Here is a 25,862-nt window from a genome sequence, read left to right as displayed (position 1 = left end):
GAGGCTAGCTTCCCGGTTAAGCCCGGGCGAGGCAAGTGGACCTTGGGACGGCCGCAGGAGTTCCGCGCCTGGCTCAGAGCCCGGCGGCGTCGATGTCCACCAGCAGCAGGCGGCGGCCGTTGTCGATGAACTGGCCGGCGGTCAGGCAGTACTGGTTGGTGGTGGCGTCGCGGTAGGTGCTGGAGAGGGTCAGGCGGCGCTCCTCCCAGCCCTCGGCCAGCAACTGGTAGAAGTACGGCCGCCAGGACCAGTTGTGGCCCTGGTAGCGGGCGTCATCCCGCCACGCGCCCTGATGCCATTCCAGGTTGGGGGTCAGTTGGGTGCCGGTGCGGTCGCACTGATAGATGCGCAGCAGCCTGGGGAACTCGGCGGGGTTCGGCAGCGCCTGGTGGTCGCCGCCGGCCTCGGCCCAGGCCTTCAGTTGGTTCATCAGGCGGTTCAGTTGCTGGCGCATGTCCATCAGTTGCGAGCGCTGGGCCAGCTTGCGTTTCACGTAGCGATCGCGCAGCTCGGCGAAGCGCGCGACGAAGGCATCCGCCGGGAAGAACGCCAGGTGCGGCGCGGCGAACAGGTAGCCCTGCACGTAGCGGGCGCCGCACTCCAGGGCGAAGTCCAGCTCGGCCTCGGTCTCCACGCCCTCGGCGATGATCCAGCAGCCGGTCTTCTCCGCCATCTGCGCCAGCGCCTTCACCACCTCGCCGCTCGGCCCGCCCCGGGCGGCGGCCTGGAACAGCTGCATGTCCAGCTTGAGGATGTCCGGCTGCAACGCCAGCACCCGGTCGAGCTGCGAATAGCCGGCGCCGAAGTCATCGATGGCGATGCGTGCACCGGCCTCCCGGTAGCGTGCCACCACGTCCGGCAGGCGCTGGCTGGCGCCGCCCAGTTCGGTGATCTCGAAGACGATGCGCTCGGGGCTCACCCCGTTGCGCTGCAGCTGCTTGAGGCTGGGCAGGGCCTGGCCGGGGCGCAGCCGGCTGATCCAGCGGGGCGAGATGTTGAGGCTGAGGAACCAGTCGACCGGTGCTTCGTGCAGGCGGCGCAGGGCGTCCTCGCGGATCTCCCGGTCCAGCCGGCGCAGGGCGGCGGGCGGGATGCGCGGGTCGACGAACAGCGGGCCCACCGAATGCAGGGTGGCGTCCTCCATGCGCAGCCGACCCAGGGCCTCGACCCCTGCGATCCGGCCGGTGGCGGTATCGATGAAGGGCTGGAAAGAGGCGAGTGGTTGCCCCTCGATCACGGGCGGCTCCTTGTTGTAATGACCCAGGGTCCGCGCAGGCCAGCGCGGGAACGGCGGGCGATGCCCGGACCGATCCATTAGCAAGAACGTGGCCAGCTTGTCCGACGATCAGGAGCGGGGCGGGCGGTCCATTGCCTGGCTGCGTTGCTTCCACAGGGCACCCAGAAGCGGCAGCAGGGTGCCACCCAGGCGGACCCAGCGCGCCAGCGAGCCGCCGCGAGCGGCGAAGAAACCCAGCGCAGCGATGCCGGCAATGCCCCAGAGTGGTGCGTGCCCCTGGCCCAGGGGATTCTGCAAGCCTTGCGCCAGGCCCCTCACCCGGCGCAGGGGCCGGGTGATCACCTGGGCTTCGTGGCGGATCTCCTGGCGGTGCATCTCCAGGCGCAGGCGGACCAGCGCCTTGCGCAGTTCACGGCGGGAGGAGGGCAGGGGCGGCTGGGTCATGGCAGCAGGCGCTCGCGGTCAAGGGCCAGCTCTTCGAGGGTGCCGGCGAAGGGGGAGGCTTCGTCGTCCACGGCCTGCTTCAGGCGCCAGGCGCAGTAGACGGTGAGCAGCCCGTAGAACAGGCAGAGCCCGCCGATGGCCTGCAGGCGCCAGGCGTCCCAGCACAGCACCAGCACCAGCGCCGACAGGCTCATCAGCAGCAGCAGGGCGAAGACCAGCGCCAGCCCGGCGAACAGCAGCAGGCGCAGGCTGTTGGCCTTCTGCTCCTGCAGCTCGATGCCGAATAGCTCCACATGGCTGTGCAGCAGCCCCAGCACGGCCGCGCCGAGGCGGCGCGGCGACGGGCCGGGCTCGCCGGCCTCGGGGTTGGGCGCGTCCGCCTGCATGTCAGCGACGGTTGGCCAGCAGGCCGAGCAGGAAGCCGACCCCGGCGGCAAGGCCGATGGTCTGCCACGGGTGCTCCTGCACGTAGCCCTCGGTGGCGGCGACGGCGGCCTTGCCCTTGTCCACCAGGCGTTCTTCCGCGAGGTTCAGGGTTTCCCGGGCGCGCTTGAGGGAGTCGTGGATCTGCAGGCGGAGGTCCTCGGCCTGCTCGCCGGCCAGGCTCGCGGTGTGCTGCAGCAGTTTCTCGGTGTCGCCGACGAGGGCCTGGAATTCGGCGATCAGGTCATCCTGGGCGCGGGAGGCGTTGTTGCGGGGCATGGCGGTTCTCCTTGAAAGGCTCAGGGGTTCTGAGTCCTGCCTGGCGCAAAGGGTTCAGGGGAAATTTGCCCAGCCATCCGCCAACGCCCGCCGTGCCTTGGTATGCGGCTTGCTTTGCCCTGGTGCGCCCGGCTGGAAAGCGCCCCGTTATCGAGCGGCAAGGCGGCCTGCCGAGGTGCACGCTTGATTGGTCAAGCGACTGATAAATAAAGAAAAAGTCATGAGTCAGCTGATGCTTCACACTGCCTTTCGCCCCGTTGCGGGGCATCGCCAGGGAGCGGTCCCCGGTGGGGTGGCATCAGTCTGGTGCGCTGTGATGGTGCTGTGACCTTTCTTGGTGCCCTTTCACTGCCGGAGAGCCCCTCTCGATGGAAAACCTCAACAGCGCCGTGCAAACCCTGATCCACGGCTCCAATACCCTGTTCATCCTGATGGGCGCGGTCATGGTCCTGGCCATGCACGCCGGCTTCGCCTTCCTCGAAGTCGGCACCGTGCGGCAGAAGAACCAGGTCAACGCCCTGTCGAAGATCCTCTCGGACTTCGCCGTCTCCACCCTGGCCTACTTCTTCATCGGCTACTGGGTGGCCTACGGGGTCAACTTCCTGCAGCCGGCCGCCGTCCTGGCGGAGGACCACGGCTACGCGCTGGTGAAGTTCTTCTTCCTGCTGACCTTCGCCGCCGCCATCCCCGCGATCATCTCCGGCGGCATCGCCGAGCGCGCCAAGTTCGGCCCGCAGCTGTGCGCCACCGCGCTGATCGTCGCCTTCGTCTACCCCTTCTTCGAAGGGCTGATCTGGAACGGCAACTTCGGCCTGCAGGACTGGCTGAAAGCCAGCTTCGGCGCCAGCTTCCATGACTTCGCCGGCTCGGTGGTGGTGCATGCCGTGGGCGGCTGGCTGGCCTTCGGCGCGGTGGTGCTGCTGGGCCGCCGCGATGGCCGCTACCGTGACGGCCGGCTGATCGCCTTCGCCCCGTCGAACATACCGTTCCTGGCCCTCGGCTCGTGGATCCTCATCGTCGGCTGGTTCGGCTTCAACGTCATGAGCGCCCAGACCCTGCAGGGCGTCAGCGGCCTGGTGGCGGTCAACTCGCTGATGGCCATGGTGGGTGGCACGGCGGCCTCGCTGCTGGTGGGCCGCAACGACCCCGGCTTCCTGCACAACGGGCCGCTGGCCGGCCTGGTGGCGGTGTGCGCCGGCTCCGACCTGATGCACCCGGTGGGCGCCCTGGCCACCGGCGCCATCGCCGGCGGGCTGTTCGTCTGGGCCTTCACCGCCACCCAGGTGAAATGGAAGATCGACGACGTCCTCGGCGTCTGGCCCCTGCACGGCCTGTGCGGCGCCTGGGGCGGTATCGCCTGCGGCGTCTTTGGCCAGCAGGCCCTGGGCGGCCTCGGCGGCGTCAGCCTCGCCAGCCAGTTCATCGGCACCGCGCTGGGCCTGGTGGTGGCGCTGGTGGGCGGCTTCGCCGTGTATGGCCTGCTGAAGAAGACCCTGGGCATCCGCCTCAGCCAGGAGCAGGAGTATTACGGCGCCGACCTGTCGATCCACCGCATCGGCGCGACCAGCCAGGATTGACCCCGGCAGCGGGCACGGAGAGGCGCACCTGTGCGCCTCTTTTCGTTTTTGGGGCGCTCCGCCCGTAGCCTGGGCTTCAGCCCAGGAATCCGGTGCAGCCCATTCCCGGACTGAAGTCCGGGCTACGGGGGCTCAGGTGGCGCAGGGGGATCGCACTCCACCGATCCACTCCCGCCGCCGTGCCGGGTGCCTCGGGTTGATGCGGTTCGCACAGCGCACCGCATCCTACGGCTGCTCCATTCGTAGGATGGGCTGAGCTGTGCGAAGCCCATCGTGTCCCGGCAGGCGATTCCCGGCGAAACGCCGTTGGGTGGATCGCGCTCCACCGATCCACCGCCGCCGCCGTGCGGGGCGCCCTGGGTTGATGCGGTTCGCACCGCTCACCGCATCCTACGGCTGCTCGGTTCGTAGGATGGGCTGAGCTGTGCGAAGCCCATCGTGTCCCGGCAGGCGATTCCCGGCGAAACGCCGTTGGGTGGATCGCGCTCCATCGATCCACCGCCGCCGCCGTGCCGGGTGCCTCGGGTTGATGCGGTTCGCACCGCTCACCGCATCCTACGGCTGCTCGGTTCGTAGGATGGGCTGAGCTGTGCGAAGCCCATCGCTGCGGGGCTGTGTGCTTCACCGATCTGCCGAATTGCTGGGGTGTACAGGCACAAAAAGGAGCCTTCCCTGGCCCCTTGCAGAAACGTGTGTGGAGTGCCGGTTACTTCTCCCAATCCAGGGGGCAGGCGGTGCAGCCTTCCATGTTCACGCCCTGGAACGAGGCGTAGTGCTGGCGGGTGCCGCTGAGGTCGGCGTTTTCCAGGTTGGCGTCGGTGAGCTTGGCCTCCTGCAGGTTGGCGTCGTTGAGGCGGGCGCCCTTGAGGTCGGCACGGCTGAGGAAGGTCATCTCCAGGTCGGCCGCCTGCAGGTTCACGTCGTGCAGCTTGGCGCCGGAGAGGCGGGCGAATTCCAGGTAGGCGCCGGTCAGGTCGGCCCTCTTGAATTGCGCGCCCTGGCCGAACAGACCCCAGCCCTGGATAGCCATCAGGTGCGCATCGCTGAGGTCGGCCAGGCGCAGGTTGGTCTGCTGCAGGCTGGCGCGGGTGAGGTTGGCGCCCACCAGCCGGGCCTTCTCCAGGTTGGCCAGGTCGAGGTTGGTGTGGCGCAGGTTGGCACCGGCCAGGTTGGCCCCGGACAGGTCGATGCGGCGCAGGTCCAGGTTGCTCAGGTCGGCGTTGGACAGGTTGGCCCCCGAGCAGCGGGCGCCGGGCTCCAGGCGGCAACCGTCGATCACGCGCACGGCGTCGGCATCGCTGTCGGCGGCGGCAGGCTGGGTGGATTCGGGCTGGGCCCAGGCGAGGCCGAAGACCAGCATGAGCAGGGGAAGGAACATGGGCAGGTAGTTCATGGCGGCTCCCGGAACGAGAACCGGCGCACCCGTGGGCGCGCCGGTCAGGATGGTCAGCGGCTGGCGGTCTTGTTGTCCCAGCTCGGCAGCTTGAACACCCAGAAGGAACCGCCCTGGGCGACCGGCTTGGTCAGCTCGGCCATGTCGCCGCCCCACAGGGGCACGGCACCGCCGTAGCCGACGGTCACGCCGATGTACTGCTCGCCATCCTGTTCCCAGGTGATGGGCGGGGAGACGATCCCGCTGCCGGTCTGGAACTTCCACAGCTCCTTGCCGGTTTTCGCGTCGAAGGCCTTGAAGAAGCCGTCACCGGTGCCGGTGAACACCAGGTTGCCCTTGGTGGCCAGCACGCCGGCCCACAGCGGCAGGTGCTCGTTGTGCTCCCACACCACCTTGCCGGTGGTCGGGTCCATGGCGCGCAGGCTGCCGACGTGGTCGTCGTACATGCGCTTGATGCGGAAGCCCATGCCCAGGTAGGCGGAGCCCTTCTTGTAGTTCACCTCCTCGGTCCAGTAGTCCTCCTTCCAGTTGTTGGCCGGCACGTAGAACAGGCCGGTGTCCTGGCTGTAGGCCATCGGGTTCCAGTTCTTGCCGCCGAGGAAGGGCGGGGAGACCTCCACCGGCCTGCCGTGCTTCTGGCCCGGCTCGGGCAGCGGCGGACGCTGGCCTTCGTTCTCCACCGGGCGACCGGTCTTCAAGTCGATGTGGCTGGCCCAGGTGATGTTGTCGACGAAGGGGAAGGCGTTCTGCAGCTTGCCGTTGCTGCGGTCCACCACATAGAAGAAGCCGTTGCGGTCGGCGTGGGCGGTGGCCTTCACCGTCTTGCCGTCCTTGCCCTTGTAGTCGAACAGCACCAGCTCGTTGTTGCCGGAGAAGTCCCAGGCGTCGTTCGGGGTGTGCTGGTAGAACCACTTCACCTCGCCGGTGCTCGGGTCCACGCCCACCTGGCCGGAGGTGTAGAGGCTGTCGTAGTCCTGGGGGTTGCCGCCCTTGGCGGTGCGTGCCCAGGTGTTCCACGGGCCGGGGTTGCCGGCGCCGACGATGATGGTGTTGGTCTCGGCGTCGAAGCTGGCGCTTTGCCAGGGGGCGCCGCCGCCGTGGCTCCAGGCTTCCACCTTGCCGGTGGGGGAGTCCTTGTCGTCCGGCCAGGAGGGGGCCTTCACGTCGCCGGTGGGGGTGCTGTCCTTGCCGTTCAGGCGGCCCATGTGGCCCTCGACGAAGGGGCGCATCCAGACTTCCTCGCCGGTGTCCGGGTCGCGGGCGAACAGTTGGCCGACCACGCCGAATTCGTCACCGGAGCTGCCGTGGATGAGCAGCACCTTGCCGGTCTTCTGGTCCTTGATGAGGGTCGGTGCGCCGGTCATGGTGTAGCCCGCCGTGTGGTCGCCGAATTTCTTGTTCCACACCACCTTGCCGGTGTCCTTGTTCAGCGCCACCAGGCGGCCGTCCAGGGTGCCGAAGAAGATCTTGTCGCCGAAGATCGCAGCGCCCCGGTTGACCACGTCGCAGCACGGGCGGATGTCGGCCGGCAGGCGGTGGTTGTAGACCCACAGGCGCTTGCCGGTCTTGGCGTCCAGCGCGAACACGCGGGAATAGGACGCGGTGACGTAGATCACCCCGTCGCTGACGATGGCCTGGGACTCCTGGCCGCGCTGTTTCTCGTCACCGAAGGAGAAGGACCAGGCCGGCACCAGCTTGAACACGTTCTGGTCGTTCACCTGGGCCAGGGGGCTCCAGCGCTGGGCATTGGTGCCCATGCCGTACTGCAGCACGTCCTTGACCGAGACATGGTCGTTGGCGATGTCTTCCCAGGTGACGTTCTTGGCGAAGGCAGCGCTGGTGGCAGCCAGGCCGCCGGCGAGGAGCAGACCCTTGACGGCGAGGGCCAGCGGGGAGCGGGGGAGCGATCTTGTTGTCATCTTTGTGGTTCCCGTGGTCGTTGAGGACCAGTGCGCCACCTGGCGTCCTGGCGTATCGCATAGTGGAAGCGACCCCCTTGCCGGGATACGGAAAAACTCCCGCGATGGCCGGGAAAAATTCCCGGTCCGGACATGACTTGGACGTGCTGCCAAAGCCTCCCCCGGCACCTCCCCGGGGCCTGCTACCAAGGGCGTAGCGCGCGCCCACCAAAGCAGCATTCGGGGCCCCCTGGGGGCCTCCTTACCATCCTCGGCACCACGCTCCAGGGGAGCGTTGCCTTGCCCAGCATCTCGATGAGGATGGACGTCATGCACAACAACAAGAACACCCTGCGCGGTCTGCTGCTGCTCGCCGGCCTGGGCCTTTCCGGCCTGGCCCTGGCCCACGGCGACGTGGTGCCCCAGGCGGTGAACACCGAAGGCCTCGAACCCCTGGGCAAGGAGTGGCGCGAAACCAACCCCTACCGTGCGCCCTACGAGAAGAACGCCCTGGCGGTGGAGATCGGTTCCTCGGCCTACAACCAGAACTGCGCCCGCTGCCACGGCCTGGAAGCCAAGTCCGGCGGCATCGCCCCCGACCTGCGCTACCTGGAGACCGACGCCAGCGGTGACGAGTGGTTCAAGGAGCGGGTGATCAACGGCGCCGTGCGCGATGGGGCCGTGTACATGCCGAAGATGGCCGACTTCCTCAGCCAGGAAGCGCTCTGGGCCATCCGCGCCTACCTGGAAAGCGTCCACGTGGACGAGTGAGCCATGCGCCGCTGGCTGCCACTGGCCCTGGGGCTGTGCCTGAACGTCCAGGCCGCTCCCGATCCGGGCCCGGACCCGGTGCCATCGGTGATGTGGGCCTACCACCACCCGCGCATCCTAGAAGGGGCCCCCTTCGTCTTCGACTCGCGCGTGGTGCTGCAGGCCCCGCCCTTCGCCGAGGACGCCCGGCAGGTGCCGATCCAGGTCGACGCCCAGGCGCTGCCCGGCCCGGTGCGGCGGCTGGTGGCCTGGGCCGAGCTGAATCCCATCCCGCGGATTTTCGACTTTCGCCCCGGCGAGCGGGTGCTGCCGGTGGTGGCCGTGCGCATCCGTGTCGAGCAAGCCACCGCCGTGCGGGTTGCCGCGCTCACCGATGACGGTGTCTGGCATGTCGGCTCCGCCTGGGTCGACGCCGCCGGCGGTGGCTGCACCGCGCCCAGCGTGGTGCGCGCCCAACCGGGCTGGGAGCAGCGCCTCGGGCACATCCAGGGCGCCCGCTTCGCCCACGACGGCGCCAGCCGCCTGCGCCTGCGCATCGACCACCCCATGGACAACGGCCTGGTCGGCGGCGTGCCCGAGTTCTTCCTCAACCAGGCCGAACTGCGCAGCCCCACGGGCGAGGTCCTCGCCAGCCTGGAGCTTTTCCCCGCCTTGGCCGAGAACCCCACCCTCAGCCTGGAGACCCGCACCCCGGAGCCGACCCACCTGTGGCTGAGGGACAATAACGGCAACGAGTTCGAGGCCGACTTCTGAACCCTGCGCTCAAGGAGATAGACGTGCGCCATCACCAGCCCCATCCCCGCGAACCACGGCCCGTGGCCACCCGCCCGGCGATGGGCCTGCTGGTGCTGGGGTTCCTGATCCTGCTGCCGCTGCTGTCCCGTGCCGAGCCGGAGTACCCCCTGGAGCCCCGGCGCATCGCCGAGGGCACCTGGCTGCTGGAGGGCAGCACCGAGAACTTCAGCAGCGCCAACGGCGGCAACGTGGTCAACAGCGCCTTCATCGTCACCGATGCCGGCGTGGTGGTGATCGACACCGGCCCCTCGCGGCGCTACGGCGAAAGCCTGCGCCGTGCCATCGCCCGGGTCACCGAGCGCCCGGTGGTGCTGGTGTTCAACACCCATCACCACCCCGACCACGTGCTCGGCAACCAGGCCTTCGCCGACGTGCCCATCGCCGCGCTGCCCGGCACCACCGAACTGCTGCGCCAGCAGGGCGACGCCATGGCCGAGAACATGTACCGCCTGGTGGGCGACTGGATGCGCGGCACTGAAGTGCGCCTGCCGGACCAGGCCGTGCAGGCGGGCACCCGCACCGTTGGCGGCCACCCGTTGCGCCTGCTGGCCCTGCGCGGCCACACCGGGGCCGACCTGGCCATCCTCGACGCGCGCACCGGCGTGCTGTTCGCCGGCGACCTGGTGTTCTACCAGCGTGCCCTCACCACCCCCAACAGCCCGGGGCTGGAGGTCTGGCTCGACGACCTGCGCCAGCTCCAGGCGCTGCCCTGGAAGCACCTGGTGCCCGGCCACGGGCCGGTCACCGAGGACGCCGCCGCCTTCGAGCAGATGCGCGACTACCTGGGCTGGCTCGACGGCCTGCTGCGCGAGGGTGCGGCCCAGGGCGCGGACATGAACGAGCTGATCCGCGCGCCGATTCCCGAGCGCTTCGCTGCCGTCAGCCTCAGCCGCTTCGAGCTGGTGCGCAGCGTCAGCCACCTCTATCCCCGCTACGAACAGGCCGTGCTGCACAGTGCTACGAGCGAATGAGGAGGCCACCGCACCCATGGGCGCAAACCGTTGGAGCGGCGCGCTTCTAGCATCCACTCACCCTTGGCCCGTAAAAGTCCGGCGTCGGCCGTGTCCGTTCGTTTCAGCCGCCTGTTCCCGTGGGGACGCAGGGTCCCCAGGGTGGATTGCGCTTCAGCGTTCCACCGCCGTAGCCAGGCCGAGCGCCATGGGGATGGAGAAGCTATGTGCTGTGCGGGTTGGGCATCAGGCGATGCCCAGGCACATGTACTTCTGCTCGATGTAGTCGTCGATGCCGTATCTGGAGCCTTCGCGGCCGAGGCCGGATTGCTTGATGCCGCCGAAGGGGGCGACTTCGGTGGAGATGAGGCCTTCGTTGACGCCGACCATGCCGTATTCGAGGGCTTCGCTGACCCGCCAGGCGCGGCCGAGGTCGCGGGTGTAGAGGTAGGAGGCGAGACCGAATTCGGTGTCGTTGGCCATGGCGATGGCCTGCTCCTCGGTGTCGAAGCGGAAGATCGGCGCCAGCGGGCCGAAGGTTTCGTCGCGGGCCACCAGCATGTCCGGGGTCACCTCGCCGAGCACGGTGGGCTCGAAGAAGTGGCCGCCCAGGGCATGGGGCTTGCCGCCGGCCAGGACACGGGCGCCCTTGGCGACGGCGTCGGCGATGTGTTCCTCCACCTTGGCCACGGCCTTGGCGTTGATCAGCGGGCCCTGCTGGGCGCCGTCCTCCTCCGCCGGGGCCACCTTGAGGGCGTTGACCGCCGCCACCAGGCGCCGGGCGAATTCGTCGTGCACGCCGCTTTGCACCAGCAGGCGGTTGGTGCAGACGCAGGTCTGCCCGCTGTTGCGGAACTTGGAGCCGAGGGCGCCCTGCACGGCGGCGTCGAGGTCGGCGTCGTCGAAGACGATGAAGGGCGCGTTGCCGCCCAGTTCCAGGCTGACCTTCTTGATGGTCTCGGCGCACTGGGCCATCAGCAGCTTGCCGATGCCGGTGGAGCCGGTGAAGGAGAGCTTCTGCACCCGCGGGTTGCCGGTCAGTTCGGCGCCGATCTCCCGCGAGCGGGTGCCGGGGACGATGTTCAGCACCCCGGCGGGAATCCCGGCGCGTTCGCCGAGCGCGGCCAGGGCGAGGGCGGACAGCGGCGTCTCCGAGGCGGGCTTGAGCACCACGGTGCAGCCGGCGGCCAGGGCCGGGCCGACCTTGCGGGTGATCATGGCGTTGGGGAAGTTCCACGGGGTGATGGCGGCGACCACGCCTATGGCCTGCTTGATCACCACCAGGCGGCGGCCGGGCTTGTCGTGGGGGATGACGTCGCCGTAGACGCGCTTGGCTTCTTCGGCGAACCACTCGATGAAGCTGGCGCCGTAGGCGATCTCGCCCCGGCTCTCGGCCAGGGGCTTGCCCTGCTCCCAACTGAGCAGGCGGGCCAGGTCCTCCTGGTTGGCCAGGATCAGCTCGTACCAGCGACGCAGGATCGTGCTGCGCTCCTTGGCGGTGCGCGCGCGCCAGGCGGGCAGGGCGGCCTGGGCGGCGTCGATGGCGCGGGCGGTTTCCACCCGGCCGAGGGAGGCGACTTCGGCGATCAGCTCGCCGTTGGCCGGGTTGGTCACGGCGAAGCGGCCTTCGTCGTCGGCTTCGATCCACTGGCCGTTCACGTAGGCCTGTTCGCGCAGCAGGTTGAGGTCGTTGAGTTTCATCGGTCTGCCTTGTTTCGGACGGTCGTCGCCCGTTCCCGGCGCTGCGCGCAGCACCGGGGCGGACGTTGATGGGGGTGGGTCGGGAATGCGGGTCAGTAGACGCTGCCGGCGCTGGGCGGCGGCGCGGGCGTGCCCTTGAAGCGGCTGGCGAGGCCTTGCAGAGCCTTCATCAGCAGGCTGGTGTCGACGCCGACGGCGACGAAGCTGCAGCCCAGCGCCAGGTAACGGCGGGCCAGGGCTTCGTCGGCGCTGAGGATGCCGACGGCCTTGCCGGCCTGGCGGATGCGGGCGATGGCGTCTTCGATGGCGGCCTGCACCTCGGGGTGGCCGGGGTTGCCGCGATAGCCCATGGCGGCGGAGAGATCGGCCGGGCCGATGAACACGCCGTCCACGCCCTCCACGGCGGCGATGGCGTCGAGGTTGGCCAGGCCGTCGAGGTTCTCGATCTGCACCAGCAGGCACATCTGCTCGTCCGCCTGGTCCAGGTAGCCGGGCACGCTGTTCCAGCGCGAGGCGCGGGCCAGGGCGCTGCCGACGCCACGGATGCCGAAGGGCGGGTAGCGCATGGCGCGCACCAGCTCGGCGGCCTGGGCGGCGGAGTCCACCATGGGCACCAGCAGGGTCTGCACGCCGATGTCGAGCAGTTGCTTGATCAGCACCGGGTCGCCGATGGGCGGGCGGATGATCGGCTGGGCGGGGTAGGGCGCCACGGCCTGCAACTGGCCGAGCAGGCTGCGCAGGTCGTTGGGGGCGTGCTCGCCGTCGATCACCAACCAGTCGAAGCCGGCGTTGGCGGCCAGCTCCGCGCAGTACGGGTCGGCCAGGCCGAGCCACAGGCCGACCTGGGCGTCACCGGCCAGTAGGCGTTGCTTGAATGTGTTGACGGGCATGTCCATGGGGACTCCTTGTGGGCGGGTCTCAGACGAAGCGGCAGGCAATCGAGCCCAACTGATCGTAGTCGACATGGAAGGTGTCGCCGGGGCGGGCGGCCACCGGGCGGGTGAAGGAGCCGCCGAGAATGATCTGTCCGGCTTCCAGGGTGACGTCGTAGGGCGCCAGTTTGTTGGCCAGCCAGGCAACGCCCTTGGCCGGGTGGTTGAGCACAGCGGCGGAGACGCCGGATTCCTCGATCACGCCATTGCGGTAGAGCACGGCGGGCACGCGGCGCAGGTCGATCTCGGTGGGGCGCACGGCGCGCCCGCCCATCACCACGCCGGCGTTGGCGGCGTTGTCGGAGATGGTGTCGAAGACCTTGCGGGTGACCTGGGTCTGCGGGTCCACCTGCTGGATGCGGGCGTCGATGATCTCCAGGGCGGGGATGACCCACTCGGTGGCGTCGAGCACGTCGAACAGGGTGACGTTCGGCCCGCGCAGCGGCTTGCCGAGGATGAAGGCCAGTTCCACTTCCACGCGCGGAACGATGAAGCGCTCGAAGGGGATGTCGCTGCCTTCGTCGAAGAACATGTCGTCCAGCAGCGCGCCGTAGTCCGGCTCGGTGATGTTGGAGGACACCTGCATGGCGCGGGAGGTGAGGCCGATCTTGTGGCCCACCAGCTTGCGCCCGTCCTGGATCTTCTGCGCCACCCAGGCGCGCTGGATGGCGTAGGCGTCTTCGAGGGTGATGCCAGGGTGGTCCAGGGAGAACTGGCGGATCTGCTGCCGCGAGCGTTCGGCGGCGTCGAGTCGGGCGGCGGCCTGCTGGATCAGGGTGGCGTCGAGCATGGTGGGGTCTCTCTTAGCGTGGGTTGACCAGGGCGGCCGGGGTGCGCAGCACCAGTCCGGCGCCGAGGGCGATGAAGAAGGCCAGGACGAACAGCGCGAGGCTGGCGCTCTGGGTGGTGTCGCGCATCCAGCCGATGAGGTAGGGCGCGAGGAACGAGGCGATGCTGCCGAAGGAGCTGATGAGGCCGATGCCGGCGGCCTGGGCCTTGTCGGAGAGGAAGGCCGGCGGCAGTTGCCAGAACATCGGCAGGGCGGCGCTGGCGCCCATGCCGGCGACGATCAGGCCGGCCAGCACGGGGATCGCGCTGGTGGGCGCGAGGCCGCTGCTGGCGATGCCGATGGCGCACATCAGCAGCGGCACGCAAAGGTGCCAGCGGCGTTCACGGTGGCGGTCCGAGGAGCGGCCGCAGGCGAGCATGAAGAACACCCCGGCGAGGTAGGGCACGGCGCTGAGCAGGCCGACCTGGCTGTCGCGGGCGACGCCGGCGCCGTGGATCAGGGTGGGCATCCAGAAGGCCAGGGTGTTCACCGCGAGCATCACGGCGAAGTAGATGGCCACCAGCAGCCAGACGTGGCGGTCGCGCAGGATGCCGGCGAAGGAGGTGATCGGCTTGCGCTGTTCCTCCTGGGCCATGTCTTCGCGCAGTTGGCGCTTCTGGGCGTCGTCGAGCCAGGCGACGTCATCGAAGCGCTCCGGCAGGCGCGCCCAGACCAGCAGGCCGAGCAGCACCACGGGGGCGCCTTCGAGGAGGAACATCCACTGCCAGCCGCGCAGGCCGAGGGCGTCGTGGAAGCCTTCGAGGATGGCGCCGGACAGCGGCCCGCCGATGACCCCGGCCATGGGCACGGCGATGGCGAACAGGGCGGTGATCTGCGCGCGGCGGCGGGCCGGGTACCAGCGGTTGAGGTAGACGAGGATGCCGGGGAAGAAGCCGGCCTCGGCGACCCCCAGTAAAAAGCGCAGGACGTAGAAGCCGGTGGCGCCCTGCACCAGGAACATGCTGGTGGAGAGCACGCCCCAGACCACCATCAGGGTGGCGATCCAGCGGCGCGGGCCGACGCGGTCGAGGGCGAGGTTGCTGGGCACGCCGAACAGGGCGTAGGCGATGAAGAACAGACCGGCGCCGAAGCCGTAGACGGTGTCGCTGAACTGCAGGTCGGCGCTCATCTGCATCTTGGCGAAGCCGATGTTGATGCGGTCCAGGTGGGCGAACAGGTAGCACACCAGCAGCAGCGGCATGAGCCGCCAGGTGACGGTGCGGTGGGTGGTGTCGCGGGTGGCGTGGTCAGCGCCGGTGGGGCAGGCGGTGTGGGCGGTGCTCATGGTCTTGTACTTCTTGTTGGGAGTCGCGTCGGGGTGCGCGGCGCGGGGCGTTGCCACCCCGCGCCGGCGGTGGGCCGGGGGTCAGCCGGCCTGGCCCTTGAGGAAGGCGTGGACGTTGTTGAGCTTGTAGTTGAGCTCGGCGTCCAGCTCGGTCATCTCGAAGGAGAGGGCCAGCAGGCGCCGGGCCTGGAGCGCGGCGAAGTGGCCGCTGATCACCTCGAACAGCGCATCGGCCACCTGGCGGCGGGTGGCCAGGTCGCGGCCGGCGCCCACCTTCAGGGTCATGTGGACGAAGGCGTAGTCGTGCTGGCCGTCGGCCATGCGCCAGGTGTCCAGGCGCACGGCACGGCTGCGGATGCCGCCGAGGGGGAAGACCCCGGAGGCACCCAGGCAGGCGTGGACCTTCTCGAACAGGCCGGGCAGGTCGGCCTCGGCTTCGATGTTGTGGGTGTATTCGGCGATGAAGTGCGGCATGGCGCGGTCCTCAGAGGCGGCTGCCGGTGGGGTTGCCGCCGGGGTTGGAGGCCTGGGCGGCGGGAATGGCCGAGCCGTCCTGGGGGGTGACCGGGAAGATGGCGTTGATCTGGCCGGTGCCGGAGGAGCCGAAGTAGGGGGTCACGACCTCTGCCTTGCCGTCGTACTTCGACCAGCCCAGTGCCCCGAGCAGCATGGCGGTGTCGTGCATGAAGCCTTCGCCATGACCCTTGACGGCGTACTCGGGGAGCATGGCGCAGAAGTCTTCCCATTCGCCGTCCTGCCACATCTGCACCACGCGGTGGTCGAGGGTCTCCAGGAAGGGGCTCCAGACCTTGGTGGCGAACCCGGGGGCCTGGCCGTTCTGGGCGAAGCGGTGGGACAGCGAGCCGCTGGCGAGGAAGGCGACGTTGCCGTCGTAGTGCTTCTCCACGGCCTGGCGCATGGCCCAGCCGAGGCGGGCGCTGTCGTTGAGGTAGTGGGAGGTGCACAGGGCGGAGACGGAGATGACCTTGAAGTGGCGGTCGGTGTTCATGTAGCGCATGGGCACCAGGGTGCCGTACTCGGGGGCGAGGGTGGTGGCGTCGTGGGCCATGGTCTCCACGCCCAGGCGGTTGCATTCCTCGGCCAGCAGGCGGCCCAGCTCGGGGTTGCCGGGGAAGGCGTAGTCCATGTTGCTGATGAAGTGCGGCAGTTCGTTGCTGGTGTAGAGCCCTTCGAACTGGGCGGCGCAGTTGACGTGGTAGTTGGCGTTGACCAGCCAGTGGGTGTCGAACACCACGATGGTGTCGACGTTCAGTTCGCGGCAGCGGCGGCCGATCTCGATGTGCCCGTCGATGGCGGCCTGGCGGAAGCCGTGGCGCGGGCCGGGCAGCTCCGACAGGTACATGGAGGGGACGTGGGTGATCTTGGCAGCCAGAGCAACGTTGCCCATGACGGTTCTCCTGGTGGCGGGCGCCTGGTGGGGCGGCCGGGATTCTTGTGGTTGTGGATGCACGCCAGCTGATACGACGCCCTGGGTGCCGGGACCCGGCACCTGGGCGTTCTGCATGAGTACCCGGCGTGGCTACACGCCCCAGCGGGGAATGTGGTGGCTCCCCATGGAGATGCACACGTTCTTGATCTCGGCGAACACTTCGAAGCTGTACTGGCCGCCTTCGCGACCGGTGCCGGAGCCCTTCACACCGCCGAACGGCTGGCGCAGGTCGCGCACGTTCTGGCTGTTGATGAAGACCATGCCGGCTTCGATGCCACGGGCCAGGCGGTGGGCCTTGCCGATGTCCTGGGTCCAGATGTAGGAGGCCAGGCCGTATTCAGTGTCGTTGGCCAGGCGCAGGGCCTCGGCCTCGTCCTTGAATTTCATCAGGCACACCACCGGGCCGAAGATCTCTTCCTGGGCGATGCGCATGCGGTTGTCCACGTCGGCGAAGACGGTGGGCTGGATGAACTGGCCCCTGGACAGGTGCGCGGGCAGGCCCGCCGGGCGCTCCAGGCCGCCGGCCAGCAGGGTGGCGCCTTCTTCGATGCCGATGCGGATGTAGCCGGTGACCTTGTCGTAGTGGGCCTGGGTGATCATCGAGCCGACCTGGGTCTTCGGGTCCTGCGGGTCGCCGACGATCAGGCGCTTGGCGCGGGCGGCGAACTCGGCGACGAAGCGGTCGTAGACGGTCTCCTGGATGAAGATGCGGCTGCCGGCGGTGCAGCGCTCGCCGTTGAGCGAGAAGATGGTGAACAGCGCGGCGTCGAGGGCGCGGTCGAGGTCGGCGTCATCGAAGATCAGCACCGGGGACTTGCCGCCCAGCTCCATGGAGTACTTCTTCAGGCCGGCGGTCTGCATGATCTTGCGGCCGGTGGCGGTGCCGCCGGTGAAGGAGATGGCGCGCACGTCCGGGTGGCGGACCAGGGCGTCGCCGGCGGTGGCGCCGTAACCCTGCACCACGTTGAGCACGCCCTTGGGAATGCCGGCTTCCAGCGCCAGGCGACCCAGTTCGTTGGCGGTCAGCGGCGACAGTTCGCTCATCTTCAGCACGGCGGTGTTGCCCAGGGCCAGGCAGGGCGCGGTCTTCCAGGTGGCGGTCATGAACGGCACGTTCCACGGGGAAACCAGGCCGCACACGCCCACCGGCTGGTAGAGGGTGTAGTTGAGCATCTGGTCGTCCACCGGGTAGCTGTGGCCGTCCATGCGGGTGCAGACCTCGGCGAAGAACTCGAAGTTGTGCGAGGCGCGGGGGATCAGAACGTTCTTGGTCTGGTGGATCGGCAGACCGGTGTCCAGCGTCTCCAGCTCGGCCAGCTTGGGCACGTTCGCATCGATCAGCTCGCCCAGCTTGCGCATCAGCTTGGCGCGCTCCTTGGCCGGGGTGTTGGCCCACTTGGGGAAGGCCTCCTTGGCGGCGGCGACGGCTGCGGCGATCTCTTCGGCGCCGCCGCTGGCGACTTCGCCGATGGCGTCGCCTGTGGCGGGGTTGTAGTTGGTGAAGACTTCCTTGCTTTCGACCTCACGGCCATCGATCCAGTGCTTGATCATGTTCAGACCTCGTTGTTACGGGACGCGAAGAACTCGGCTTCGCTGACGATTCGGTTGACCAGGCGGCCGACGCCTTCCACTTCCACTACCACTTCATCGCCCGGCACCACGTCGGCCAGGCCCTCCGGCGTGCCGGTGGCGATCATGTCGCCCGGCTGCAGGGTCATGAAGCTGGAGAAGTATTCGATCAGGTAGGGGATGTCGAAGATCATGTCGGCGGTGGTGCCTTCCTGCTTCAGCTCGCCGTTGATCCAGGTGCGCAGCCTGAGCTTCGACGGGGCCGGCACGTCGGCGGCGTCGACGATCCAGGGGCCGACCGGGGTGGTGCAGTCGCGGTTCTTCACCCGCAGATTGGGGCGGTAGTAGTTCTCGAGGAAGTCGCGGATGGCGTAGTCGTTGCAGACGGTGTAGCCGGCCAGGTACTGCAGGGCGTCCTCGCGCTTGACGTTGCGCGCGGGCTTGCCGATCACCGCCACCAGCTCGCACTCGTAGTGCATGTAGGCGACGTTGTCCGGGCGCCAGGTGACCTGGTTGTGGCCGGTGTAGGTGCCGGGGGACTTGATGAAGGCCAGCGGCTCGGTGGGGGCCTTGAAGGCCAGTTCGGCGGCGTGGTCGGCGTAGTTCAGGCCGAGGGCGAACATGCTGCCGGTGGCCGGGGGCAGCCACTCGACCTGGTCTTCGGCCAGCAGGCGGCCATCGGCGAGGCGGACGGCGTTGCCGTCTTCGACGGTCACGGCGTGGATGTCGCCCTGGTATCGGATGCGTGCGTGTTTCATCGGGGACTCCTTTATTGCGCAACCGTTTGCGCAGTCATCTGCGCAACCACGGTGTTGGCGAGGCGGCCGAGGCCGTCGATCTCCACCACCACCTCGTCGCCGGGCTGTACGTCGACGCGGCCTTCCGGGGTGCCGGTGATCAGTACGTCGCCTTCGTGCAGGGTCATGAACTCGCTGATCTCGGCGATCAGCTGGGGGATGCTGCGCACCAGGTTGGCGGTGCTGTTCTCCTGGCGCAGCTCGCCGTTCACCCGCAGGCGGATGCCCAGCGCGTGCGGGTTGCCGATGCTCTCGACCGGCACCAACTCGTCGGAGAGGGCGCAGAAGCCGTCGCGGCACTTGGCTTTCACCGCCGGGCGGTAGTAGCTCGTTTCCGGCAGGCTGAACTCGTTGACGATGAGGTAGCCGGCCACGTGGGCCAGGGCGTCCTCGGCGCTGACGCGGCTGGCGTCGCGGCCGATCACCACACCCAGGGCCGGGCCCGGCTGCAGGCGCTCGCCCGCCGGGAAGGGCACGGCGCCGCCGTCGTGGTTGCGGGTGTTCGGGGTCTTGATGAAGAGCACCGGCTTGACCGGCGGCTTCTGGTAGGGCGGCTCGTTGAACTCGGGCAGTCGGCTTTCCAGCAGCCCCCTGTAGTTCAGCGCGACGCCGAACAGGGTGCCTTGGGCGACTTCGCTAGTGGCGCGACGCATGGATCCATTCACTCCTGACGCAGGTGGGGCAGGGCCCCGATGAAAAAACCAGGTGGGCTCGACGGTGGGAGCGCAGCACCTGAAAACCGTTAACTCATTAACAGGTTAACTTTTATAGTTAATATGTTAACGACAATCAAGCCTTGGTCGTGCGATCGGGCTGTGGCTATTTAAAGCGCGGAGGGCAAACGGGACTTGTCGCTGGCTGCCAAACCGAGTTGCACCGGGTTGCCAGGCGGGGGCTTACAGGCTGTGACAGCAGGAAGGTAATTGCCTCGGTTCGGCGGTTGTTGATTAAATTCTTCACCTTCACTTCCCACCGAGACCGCCTGATGTCGACCCCACGACCGTCCCTGACCCTGACCCTGCTGCAGGCCCGCGAGGCCGCCATGGCCTTCTTCAGGCCGCTGCTCAACCAGCACGGGCTGACCGAGCAGCAGTGGCGGGTCATCCGCATCCTGCGCCAGTCCGGCGAGATGGAAAGCCATCAGCTGGCGCAGCAGGCCTGCATCCTCAAGCCGAGCATGACCGGCGTGCTGGCGCGCCTGGAGCGTGATGGCGTGGTGCGCCGCTGGAAGTCCGCCCAGGACCAGCGCCGGGTCTTCGTCGGCCTGACCGAGAAGGGCCAGCAGTGCTTCGTGTCCATGAGCGATGGCATGGAGCGCAACTACCAGAAGATCCACCAGCAGTTCGGCGAGGCCAAGCTGCAGCAGCTCCTGGAGCTGCTCAACGAGCTGAAGCAGATCAAGCCCTGAGCCCCGCGGAGGCGGCCACGATGGCGGTGTCCTCGCCCATCCCCAACATCGACATCGGCCAGGTCTATGACCAGCGCTACGCCGATGCCGACGTGCACTACGAGGCCCTCGGCAAGCTGGCCGACTTCTTCGGCCGCAACATGCCGGTGCACCGCCACGACCGCTTCTTCCAGGTGCACTACGTCAAGAGCGGCACCGTGCGGGTGTTCCTCGACGACGAGGGCTTCGTCCAGGAAGGGCCGATGTTCTTCCTCACCCCGCCCACCGTCACCCACGCCTTCGTCACCGATGCGGAAAGCGACGGCCATGTGCTGACCGTGCGCCAGCAACTGGTGTGGCCGCTGCTGGAGGCCCACGCCGGGCTTGCCAGCGGCCCGCGCATCGCGCCGTTGTGCGTGTCGGTGGGGGCGCTGGAGCCGCGCTACGAAGGGGAGGTGGCGCGCCTGAACCTGTTGTTCGACGAACTGCGCCAGGAGTTCGCCGACAGCCGACCGGGCCGCGCCCTGAGCCTGGTGGCACTGACCGAGCTGATCTTCATCAGCCTGTTGCGCCTCTCCAGCCGCTCCCTGGCCGCTCAGCCGGCCCGCCGCGAGGACCTGCACATCTTCCAGCGCTTCAACGTGCTGATCGAACAGCGCTATCCCGAGCACTGGGGCCTGGGCCAGTACGCCGATGCGCTGGGCGTGACCGAGGCACGGCTCAACGAGGTGTGCCGACGCATCGCCGGCATGCCCTCCAAGCGCCTGGTGTTCGAACGGCTGATGCAGGAAGCGCGGCGCCTGCTGCTGTTCACCGGGGAGTCGGTGAACGGCATCGGCTACCGCCTGGGCTTCAAGGACCCGGCCTACTTCAGCCGCTTCTTCACCCGCCACGCCGGGATGACCCCGGGGGCCTACCGCAGCAGCCGAGGGACGGAATGAGATGAGCGTGCTGATCGTCGTCAGGGCGCCTCTAGAAACGTAGGCGAGGCCGTCAGCGCAAGGCAAAAACAGGCGAAAAAGCGCAGTTTACGTACTGTAAATGAGCATTTTGAGCCTGTTTTTAACGCGGCGATGACAACGCAGGTAGTTTCTAGAGGTGCCCTTCAGTGGCTTGCCGGGCACCGGCAAAACCACGCTCGCATCGCGCCTGGCCCGCGAGCTGGGCGCGGTGTACCTGCGGCTCGACGTGATCGAGCAGGCCATCCGCGAGGCCGGCATCGCCGCCGACGTGGGCACCAGCGGCTACCGCGTGGCCAACGGCCTGGCCCTGGGCAACCTGCGGCTGGGGCATCGGGTGGTGGTGGATTGCGTCAACCCGGTGGCCGAGAGCCGCCAGGTCTGGGCGCAGGTGGCGACCGATGCGGGCGTGAGGCTGTGCGACGTGCAGGTGGTCTGCAGTGACGCGGCCGAGCACCGGCGCCGGGTCGAGACGCGCCAGGGCGACATCCCGGGCCTGGTGCCGCCCACCTGGGCGTCCGTGCAGCGGCATGAGTTCGACCCGTGGGACAGCCCGCCCTTCACCGTCGACACGGCCCGGCTGACGGTGGACGCGGCGCTGGAGGCGATCCGCACCCACCTATCGCTTCCGGTCTAGATCCCTCCACGCTCACGCCGGCACCGAGCCGCCGCCGGGGCGCGCCGAATGCCGGCTCCCCGGCGGCCCGTGTGGCCGCCGGGGAGACGCGACGGGGCTCAGAACAGCGGCAGGGTGTAGCCGAGGATCAGCCGGTTCTCGTCCACGTCGGTGGTCAGCCCGTTGCTGGAGCGGAAGGTGGCGTTGCGCAGGCGCACGTTGAAGCCCTTCAGCGGGCCGTCCTGGAAGACGTAGGCCAGGTCGGTGTCGCGCTCCCATTCCTTGCCGTTGCGCACGCTGGCCGTCTGCACGTGTTCACCGCTCACGTAGCGGGTCATGAAGCTCAGGCCGGGGATGCCCAGGGCGGCGAAGTCGAAGTCGTAGCGCGCCTGCCAGGCGTCCGTCTCTGCCTTGGTGAAGACGTTGAAGGTCACCAGGTTGACCGAGTACGGGTCCAGCCCCGGGTAGGCGAAGTCGCCGTCGCCGGAGAGGTTCTGGTAGCCCAGGCCGACCTTGTGGGCGCCCATGCCGAGGGTGAGCATGCCGTTGAAGAAACGGTTGTCGATGCGCCCGCCGTCCACCCGCTTGGCGCTGCGGTAGCGGTGGTCGCCGTGCTCGCCGGTGTCGAAGTAGCGCAGGTCGGTCTTCAGCGTCACCCCGTCGCCGAGGCTGGCGTTGTGCACCAGGCCGACGAAGTGCTGGCGGTAGATGTCCTCCATCTGCGCGGCGTAGTAGCTGAGGGTCAGCCCCGGGTTGACCGCGTAGCTGCCGCCGATCAGGTCCAGGTGCGCGCTTTCCACGCCGCCGTAGTTCATCTCGTCGTTGCTGGAGGAGTCACGCAGGTTGATCTTCTCCAGCCGGCCGACGTTCAGCGTCAGCCCATCCACGTCCTGGGAGGTCAGCAGGCCGCCGGAGTAGGTGGAGGAGAGCAGGCGCACGTCGTTGTAGGCGGCCACCGGCAGCTGCGGCTGCAGGGTGCCGAGCTTCAGCACGCTGCGCGCCAGGCGCAGCTTGGCGGTCACGCCCAGCTCGCTGTAGGTGTCCTCCGGCTCGTGGCTCCGGGCGCCGTAGGGCAGCAGGCCGGTGCCGCGCCGGCCTTTGCCGGAGTCGAGCTTGATGGCGGTCTGGCCCATGGCGTCCAGGCCGAAGCCGACGGTGCCTTCGGTGAAGCCGGACTCGTAGCGCAGGGTGAAGCCCTGGGCCCATTCCTCGGCCTTGGCCTGGGCGGCGCCGTGCTGGCGGAAGTCGCGGTTCATGTACATGTTGCGGGCTTCGACACTGGCCTTGCTGTCGGCCAGGAAGTCGGCCTGCGCCACGCCACCGAGGCCCAGCGCGGGGCCCAGCAGGCAGGCGAGTGCCAGCGGTTTCGGGGTCCTGATCATTGTTCTTGTCTCCAGGATTGAGGGGAAACCATCGCCGTCGGGTGGGCGATGGCGGGCATACTCTAGGCATTTAGTTAATATTTTAACAATACGACTGGAGACCTACCTTGGTTGGGTGGGTGACCTTTGTGTATGTTGGCTGATATTTAACTAATTGATTTATATGTGATTAATTGAATTCAGGACGCGAGATAAGCCCATCTGAGACGCAGCGGCCCCGCGAAGAGGTGTTGACAGTGCGCGCAATAAAATTAACTTATTAACGGAATTGCGTTCCCCGTCCCACCCTACAAGAACAACAAGGAGCCACCCCGATGAAGATCCTTCCCCTCGCTACCCTGTGCCTGGCCCTGCCGCTGGCGCACCTGGCCCAGGCCGCCGATGTGATCACCCTCAAGGTGGCGCATTTCCTGCCTTCCACCTCCAACGCCCAGGCCAACATCATCGAGCCCTGGTGTGCGCAGCTGACCGAGGACTCCGCCGGGCGCCTGCGTTGCCAGCTCTACCCCTCGATGCAGCTCGGCGGCACGCCGGCCAAGCTCGCCGACATGGCGCGCAACGGCGTGGCCGACATCGTCTGGACCGCCCCGGCCTATTCCGCCGGCAAGTTCCCCCGGGTCGAGGCGCTGGAGCTGCCGTTCGTGCTGCCCAGCGGCGGTGCGCGGGGCAACGCCATCATCTGGGACTACTACGAGCGCTACGCCAAGGACGACTTCAAGGGCTACAAGGTGCTGGTGGTCCACGGTGACGGCGGCATGAGCCTGCACACCCGTGGCCAGCCGGTGAAGACCCTGGCGGACCTGGCCGGGCTGAAGCTGCGGGCCTCCAGCCGCACCGCCGCCAAGACCGTCGAAAGCCTGGGCGCGACCCCGGTGAGCATGCCGCCGGCGCAGATGACCGAAGCCATTTCCAAGGGCGTGGTGGATGGCGCCCTGGCCGCCTGGGAAGTGGTGCCTGCCACCAAGCTCGACGAAGTGACCCGGTACCACACCGACGTGCCGGAAGGGCAGCCCGCCGTGGGCTACACCGTGCTGGCGATGCTGATGAACCCGCGCAAGTTCGACAGCCTGCCGCCGGACCTGCAGGCCATCATCGAGCGCAACAGTGGCAAGGCCCTGTCGGAACGCTTCGCCAGTGCCTGGGACAAGGCCACCGATGCCGCCGTCGCCGCCACCCCGGCCGACGCGCGGGTGACCTTCGCCGAGGCCGACTACGAAGCCCTGCGCAAGGCCTCGGCCGGTGCCGTCGAGCAGTGGATCGGCGAAGCCGACGGCAAGGGCCTGGACGGCCGTGCCCTGGTCGACGGTGTGCGCACCCTCGCCAGCGAGGCCCGGTAAGCACCATGAAGGAATCCCTGGATTTCACTCCGGCGGCGGACCTCGGTCCGCTGCAGCGGGGCCTGTTGCGGGTGGCCGAGGCCTTCGCCCTGGCCGGTGGCCTGGTGCTGATCGCCCTGGTGGGCATGTCCATGCTCTCCATCATCGGCCGCAAGCTGTTCTCCACCCCGGTGCGCGGTGACATGGAGCTGATGGAAGTCGGCGCGGCCATCGCCATCGCCGCCTTCCTGCCGCTGTGCGAGCTGCGCGGCATGCACATCCGCGTCGATGCCCTGAGCAACTGGCTGCCGGCGGGCATCCGCCGTGGCCTGGACACCCTGGCCCACCTGCTGTGCGCCGCCGCGGCCGGCCTGCTGGCCTGGCGCACCGCGCTGCAGATGGTCGACAACCGCGAATACGGCGATGCCACCACGCTGCTGGCGCTGCCGCTGTGGATCCCCCTGGCGCTGATCGTGCCCAGCCTCGGCCTGCTCGCCCTGTGCGCGCTGGCCCGGGCGGCGCGGGTACTGGGCGGCGGGGGTGCGGCATGAGCGGCCTCGCCCTCGGGCTGATCGCCCTCGCCATCACCATGAGCCTCCTGCTGCTGCGGGTGCACATCGGCATCACCATGCTGGTAGGCGGCGCCGCCTGCTTCTGGGCGGTCAACGACGGTGACCTGTCGTCGCTGCTGTTCACCCTCAACGACCTGGCCTATTCGCGGCTGTCCAACTACGACCTGGCGGTGATTCCGCTGTTCGTGCTGATGGGCCAGTTCGCCACCCACGGCGGCCTGTCGCGGGCCATCTTCCGCTGTGCCTCGGCCTTCATCGGCCACTGGAAGGGCGGCATGGGCCTGTCCGCCATCGGCGCATGCGCCGGCTTCGGAGCCATCTGCGGATCGTCCCTGGCCACCGCCGCCACCATGAGCCACGTGGCCCTGCCGGAGCTGCGTCGGCACAACTATTCCGGGCGCCTGGCCACCGCCACGGTGGCGGCGGGCGGCACCCTGGGCATCCTCATCCCGCCGTCGGTGCCGCTGATCATCTACGCGGTGCTGACCCAGGAATCCATCGCCAAGCTGTTCGTCGCCGCCATCGTGCCGGGGGTGATCGCCATCCTCGGCTACATGCTGGTGCTGCGGATCATGGTGGCGCGGGACGAGAGCCAGGCCACCGTCTCCCCCCGCGCCAGCACGGCGGAGCGGCTGCGCGCGCTGCTGAGCGTGAGCCCGGTGATCGGCGTGTTCCTGGTGGTGATCGTCGGCATCTACGGCGGCTGGGCCAACCCCACCGAGGCCGCCTCCATCGGCGCCGCCGCCTGTGGCGTGCTCGCCATGCTGCAGGGCGGCATGCGCTGGAGCGGGCTGCGTGCCAGCCTGCTGGGCACCGCCGAGACCACCGCGATGATCTTCCTCGTGCTGCTGGGCGCCGACCTGCTCAACTCCGGCCTGGCGCTGACCCAGATGCCCGGCGAGCTGGCGGCCTGGGTGATCGGCAGCGGCCTGGCGCCGATGCTGGTGCTGATCCTGATCCTCGCCCTGTACCTGCTGCTGGGCTGCGTGATGGATTCGCTGGCGATGATCCTGCTGACCATCCCGATCTTCTACCCGATGATCATGGGCCTGGATTTCTTCGGCCTCGGCGAGACGGAGAAGTCCATCTGGTTCGGCATCCTCGCGCTGATGGTGGTGGAGATCGGCCTGATCCACCCGCCCCTGGGCATGAACCTGTTCATCGTCCAGCGTGCCGCCGGCGACGTGCCCTACGGCGAGACGGCACGGGGCATCGTCCCCTTCCTCTGTTCCGACCTGGTGCGCATCGCCCTGCTGGTGGCCTTCCCCGGGCTCAGCCTGTGGCTGCTCAGCCTCTGATC

Annotated in this window: 26 protein-coding genes; 10 read left to right on the top strand and 16 right to left on the bottom strand. The window is 68.4% G+C overall.

Going from position 1 to position 25,862, the window contains the following annotated elements:
* Positions 1-73: 73 nt before the first annotated feature.
* From A7D27_RS10675 to A7D27_RS10660, 4 genes are all read right to left on the bottom strand, one after another.
* Positions 74-1,237 carry an EAL domain-containing protein gene (locus A7D27_RS10675; protein WP_069564858.1) on the bottom strand — a complete coding sequence of 388 codons (1,164 nt, stop codon included), beginning with the start codon at positions 1,235-1,237 and terminating at the stop codon, positions 74-76.
* A 108-nt stretch (positions 1,238-1,345) separates the two neighbouring features.
* Positions 1,346-1,681, bottom strand: coding sequence for a hypothetical protein (locus A7D27_RS10670; RefSeq protein ID WP_069564857.1), 336 nt, complete (start codon positions 1,679-1,681; stop codon positions 1,346-1,348).
* On the bottom strand, positions 1,678-2,067 hold the full coding sequence (locus A7D27_RS10665; protein ID WP_044406089.1) for a phage holin family protein: 390 nt from the start codon (positions 2,065-2,067) through the stop codon (positions 1,678-1,680). Before A7D27_RS10665 ends, A7D27_RS10670 begins: the two co-directional genes overlap by 4 nt.
* A 1-nt stretch (position 2,068) precedes the next feature.
* Positions 2,069-2,383, bottom strand: a complete 315-nt coding sequence (locus tag A7D27_RS10660; protein WP_044406086.1) for a YqjD family protein — start codon at positions 2,381-2,383, stop codon at positions 2,069-2,071.
* Between the two features lie 368 nt (positions 2,384-2,751).
* Between A7D27_RS10660 and A7D27_RS10655 the strand changes: the two genes are divergently transcribed.
* Positions 2,752-3,960 carry an ammonium transporter gene (locus tag A7D27_RS10655; protein ID WP_069564856.1) on the top strand — a complete coding sequence of 403 codons (1,209 nt, stop codon included), beginning with the start codon at positions 2,752-2,754 and terminating at the stop codon, positions 3,958-3,960.
* Positions 3,961-4,666: 706 nt separating this feature from the next.
* Here the strand turns inward: A7D27_RS10655 and A7D27_RS10650 are convergent.
* Both A7D27_RS10650 and exaA read right to left on the bottom strand, forming a co-directional pair.
* Positions 4,667-5,353 carry a pentapeptide repeat-containing protein gene (locus tag A7D27_RS10650; RefSeq protein ID WP_069564855.1) on the bottom strand — a complete coding sequence of 229 codons (687 nt, stop codon included), beginning with the start codon at positions 5,351-5,353 and terminating at the stop codon, positions 4,667-4,669.
* A gap of 53 nt (positions 5,354-5,406) precedes the next feature.
* On the bottom strand, positions 5,407-7,272 hold the full coding sequence (exaA, locus tag A7D27_RS10645) for a quinoprotein ethanol dehydrogenase (RefSeq protein ID WP_069564854.1): 1,866 nt from the start codon (positions 7,270-7,272) through the stop codon (positions 5,407-5,409).
* Positions 7,273-7,581: 309 nt separating this feature from the next.
* On the opposite strand from exaA, the gene pedF reads away from it, so the two are divergent.
* From pedF to A7D27_RS10630, 3 genes are all read left to right on the top strand, one after another.
* Complete coding sequence (gene pedF / locus A7D27_RS10640) at positions 7,582-8,022, top strand: cytochrome c-550 PedF (protein ID WP_069564853.1); 441 nt, start codon at positions 7,582-7,584, stop codon at positions 8,020-8,022.
* A 3-nt stretch (positions 8,023-8,025) separates the two neighbouring features.
* Positions 8,026-8,775 carry a quinoprotein dehydrogenase-associated SoxYZ-like carrier gene (locus tag A7D27_RS10635; RefSeq protein ID WP_083265598.1) on the top strand — a complete coding sequence of 250 codons (750 nt, stop codon included), beginning with the start codon at positions 8,026-8,028 and terminating at the stop codon, positions 8,773-8,775.
* An 80-nt stretch (positions 8,776-8,855) separates the two neighbouring features.
* Positions 8,856-9,788, top strand: coding sequence for a quinoprotein relay system zinc metallohydrolase 1 (locus A7D27_RS10630; RefSeq protein WP_069564878.1), 933 nt, complete (start codon positions 8,856-8,858; stop codon positions 9,786-9,788).
* A gap of 225 nt (positions 9,789-10,013) precedes the next feature.
* Here A7D27_RS10630 and A7D27_RS10625 read toward each other — a convergent pair whose 3' ends face one another.
* The 9 genes from A7D27_RS10625 to A7D27_RS10585 all read right to left on the bottom strand — a co-directional run bounded on the left by A7D27_RS10625 (position 10,014) and on the right by A7D27_RS10585 (position 18,983).
* The gene (locus tag A7D27_RS10625; protein WP_069564852.1) at positions 10,014-11,468 is read right to left on the bottom strand and encodes an NAD-dependent succinate-semialdehyde dehydrogenase; all 1,455 of its coding nucleotides are present in this window, start codon (positions 11,466-11,468) and stop codon (positions 10,014-10,016) included.
* A gap of 92 nt (positions 11,469-11,560) precedes the next feature.
* On the bottom strand, positions 11,561-12,364 hold the full coding sequence (gene hpaI, locus A7D27_RS10620) for a 4-hydroxy-2-oxoheptanedioate aldolase (RefSeq protein ID WP_069564851.1): 804 nt from the start codon (positions 12,362-12,364) through the stop codon (positions 11,561-11,563).
* A 22-nt stretch (positions 12,365-12,386) separates the two neighbouring features.
* Positions 12,387-13,190, bottom strand: coding sequence for a 2-oxo-hept-4-ene-1,7-dioate hydratase (gene hpaH, locus A7D27_RS10615; protein ID WP_069564850.1), 804 nt, complete (start codon positions 13,188-13,190; stop codon positions 12,387-12,389).
* Between the two features lie 13 nt (positions 13,191-13,203).
* Positions 13,204-14,514: an MFS transporter gene (locus A7D27_RS10610; RefSeq protein ID WP_069564849.1), complete on the bottom strand. Its 1,311-nt coding sequence runs from the start codon at positions 14,512-14,514 to the stop codon at positions 13,204-13,206.
* A gap of 81 nt (positions 14,515-14,595) precedes the next feature.
* Positions 14,596-14,988, bottom strand: a complete 393-nt coding sequence (locus A7D27_RS10605) for a 5-carboxymethyl-2-hydroxymuconate Delta-isomerase (RefSeq protein WP_044405200.1) — start codon at positions 14,986-14,988, stop codon at positions 14,596-14,598.
* A 10-nt stretch (positions 14,989-14,998) separates the two neighbouring features.
* A complete protein-coding gene (gene hpaD / locus A7D27_RS10600) occupies positions 14,999-15,922 on the bottom strand; it encodes a 3,4-dihydroxyphenylacetate 2,3-dioxygenase (RefSeq protein ID WP_069563557.1) in 924 nt (307 codons plus the stop codon).
* A gap of 132 nt (positions 15,923-16,054) precedes the next feature.
* Complete coding sequence (hpaE, locus tag A7D27_RS10595; protein ID WP_069564848.1) at positions 16,055-17,515, bottom strand: 5-carboxymethyl-2-hydroxymuconate semialdehyde dehydrogenase; 1,461 nt, start codon at positions 17,513-17,515, stop codon at positions 16,055-16,057.
* Between the two features lie 2 nt (positions 17,516-17,517).
* Positions 17,518-18,291 carry a fumarylacetoacetate hydrolase family protein gene (locus tag A7D27_RS10590; protein WP_069564847.1) on the bottom strand — a complete coding sequence of 258 codons (774 nt, stop codon included), beginning with the start codon at positions 18,289-18,291 and terminating at the stop codon, positions 17,518-17,520.
* A gap of 11 nt (positions 18,292-18,302) precedes the next feature.
* Positions 18,303-18,983 (bottom strand): fumarylacetoacetate hydrolase family protein, encoded by a 681-nt coding sequence (locus A7D27_RS10585; RefSeq protein WP_069564846.1) that lies wholly within the window; start codon positions 18,981-18,983, stop codon positions 18,303-18,305.
* A gap of 332 nt (positions 18,984-19,315) precedes the next feature.
* Here A7D27_RS10585 and hpaR point away from each other — a divergent pair, with 332 nt between their 5' ends.
* The 3 genes from hpaR to A7D27_RS10570 all read left to right on the top strand — a co-directional run bounded on the left by hpaR (position 19,316) and on the right by A7D27_RS10570 (position 21,313).
* Positions 19,316-19,738: a homoprotocatechuate degradation operon regulator HpaR gene (gene hpaR / locus A7D27_RS10580; protein WP_069564845.1), complete on the top strand. Its 423-nt coding sequence runs from the start codon at positions 19,316-19,318 to the stop codon at positions 19,736-19,738.
* A 20-nt stretch (positions 19,739-19,758) separates the two neighbouring features.
* Complete coding sequence (hpaA, locus tag A7D27_RS10575) at positions 19,759-20,658, top strand: 4-hydroxyphenylacetate catabolism regulatory protein HpaA (protein ID WP_069564844.1); 900 nt, start codon at positions 19,759-19,761, stop codon at positions 20,656-20,658.
* 157 nt (positions 20,659-20,815) lie between these two features.
* Positions 20,816-21,313, top strand: coding sequence for an AAA family ATPase (locus tag A7D27_RS10570; protein ID WP_069564843.1), 498 nt, complete (start codon positions 20,816-20,818; stop codon positions 21,311-21,313).
* 98 nt (positions 21,314-21,411) lie between these two features.
* Here A7D27_RS10570 and A7D27_RS10565 read toward each other — a convergent pair whose 3' ends face one another.
* The gene (locus A7D27_RS10565) at positions 21,412-22,674 is read right to left on the bottom strand and encodes an OprD family porin (RefSeq protein ID WP_069564842.1); all 1,263 of its coding nucleotides are present in this window, start codon (positions 22,672-22,674) and stop codon (positions 21,412-21,414) included.
* Positions 22,675-22,988: 314 nt separating this feature from the next.
* Here A7D27_RS10565 and A7D27_RS10560 point away from each other — a divergent pair, with 314 nt between their 5' ends.
* Genes A7D27_RS10560 through A7D27_RS10550 form a run of 3 tightly spaced genes read left to right on the top strand, consistent with a single transcriptional unit; the run spans position 22,989 to position 25,860 of the window.
* Positions 22,989-24,011 (top strand): TRAP transporter substrate-binding protein, encoded by a 1,023-nt coding sequence (locus tag A7D27_RS10560; RefSeq protein WP_069564841.1) that lies wholly within the window; start codon positions 22,989-22,991, stop codon positions 24,009-24,011.
* 5 nt (positions 24,012-24,016) lie between these two features.
* Positions 24,017-24,541, top strand: a complete 525-nt coding sequence (locus A7D27_RS10555; protein ID WP_069563640.1) for a TRAP transporter small permease — start codon at positions 24,017-24,019, stop codon at positions 24,539-24,541.
* Positions 24,538-25,860 (top strand): TRAP transporter large permease, encoded by a 1,323-nt coding sequence (locus A7D27_RS10550; protein ID WP_069564840.1) that lies wholly within the window; start codon positions 24,538-24,540, stop codon positions 25,858-25,860. Before A7D27_RS10555 ends, A7D27_RS10550 begins: the two co-directional genes overlap by 4 nt.
* Positions 25,861-25,862 lie beyond the last annotated feature (2 nt).

This window comes from Pseudomonas sp. 1D4 (assembly GCF_001728925.1).
In the GTDB taxonomy this organism is placed as follows: domain Bacteria; phylum Pseudomonadota; class Gammaproteobacteria; order Pseudomonadales; family Pseudomonadaceae; genus Metapseudomonas; species Metapseudomonas otitidis.
Note: the sequence above shows the minus strand (reverse complement) of the source record. Positions and strands in the feature narration are given on the sequence as shown.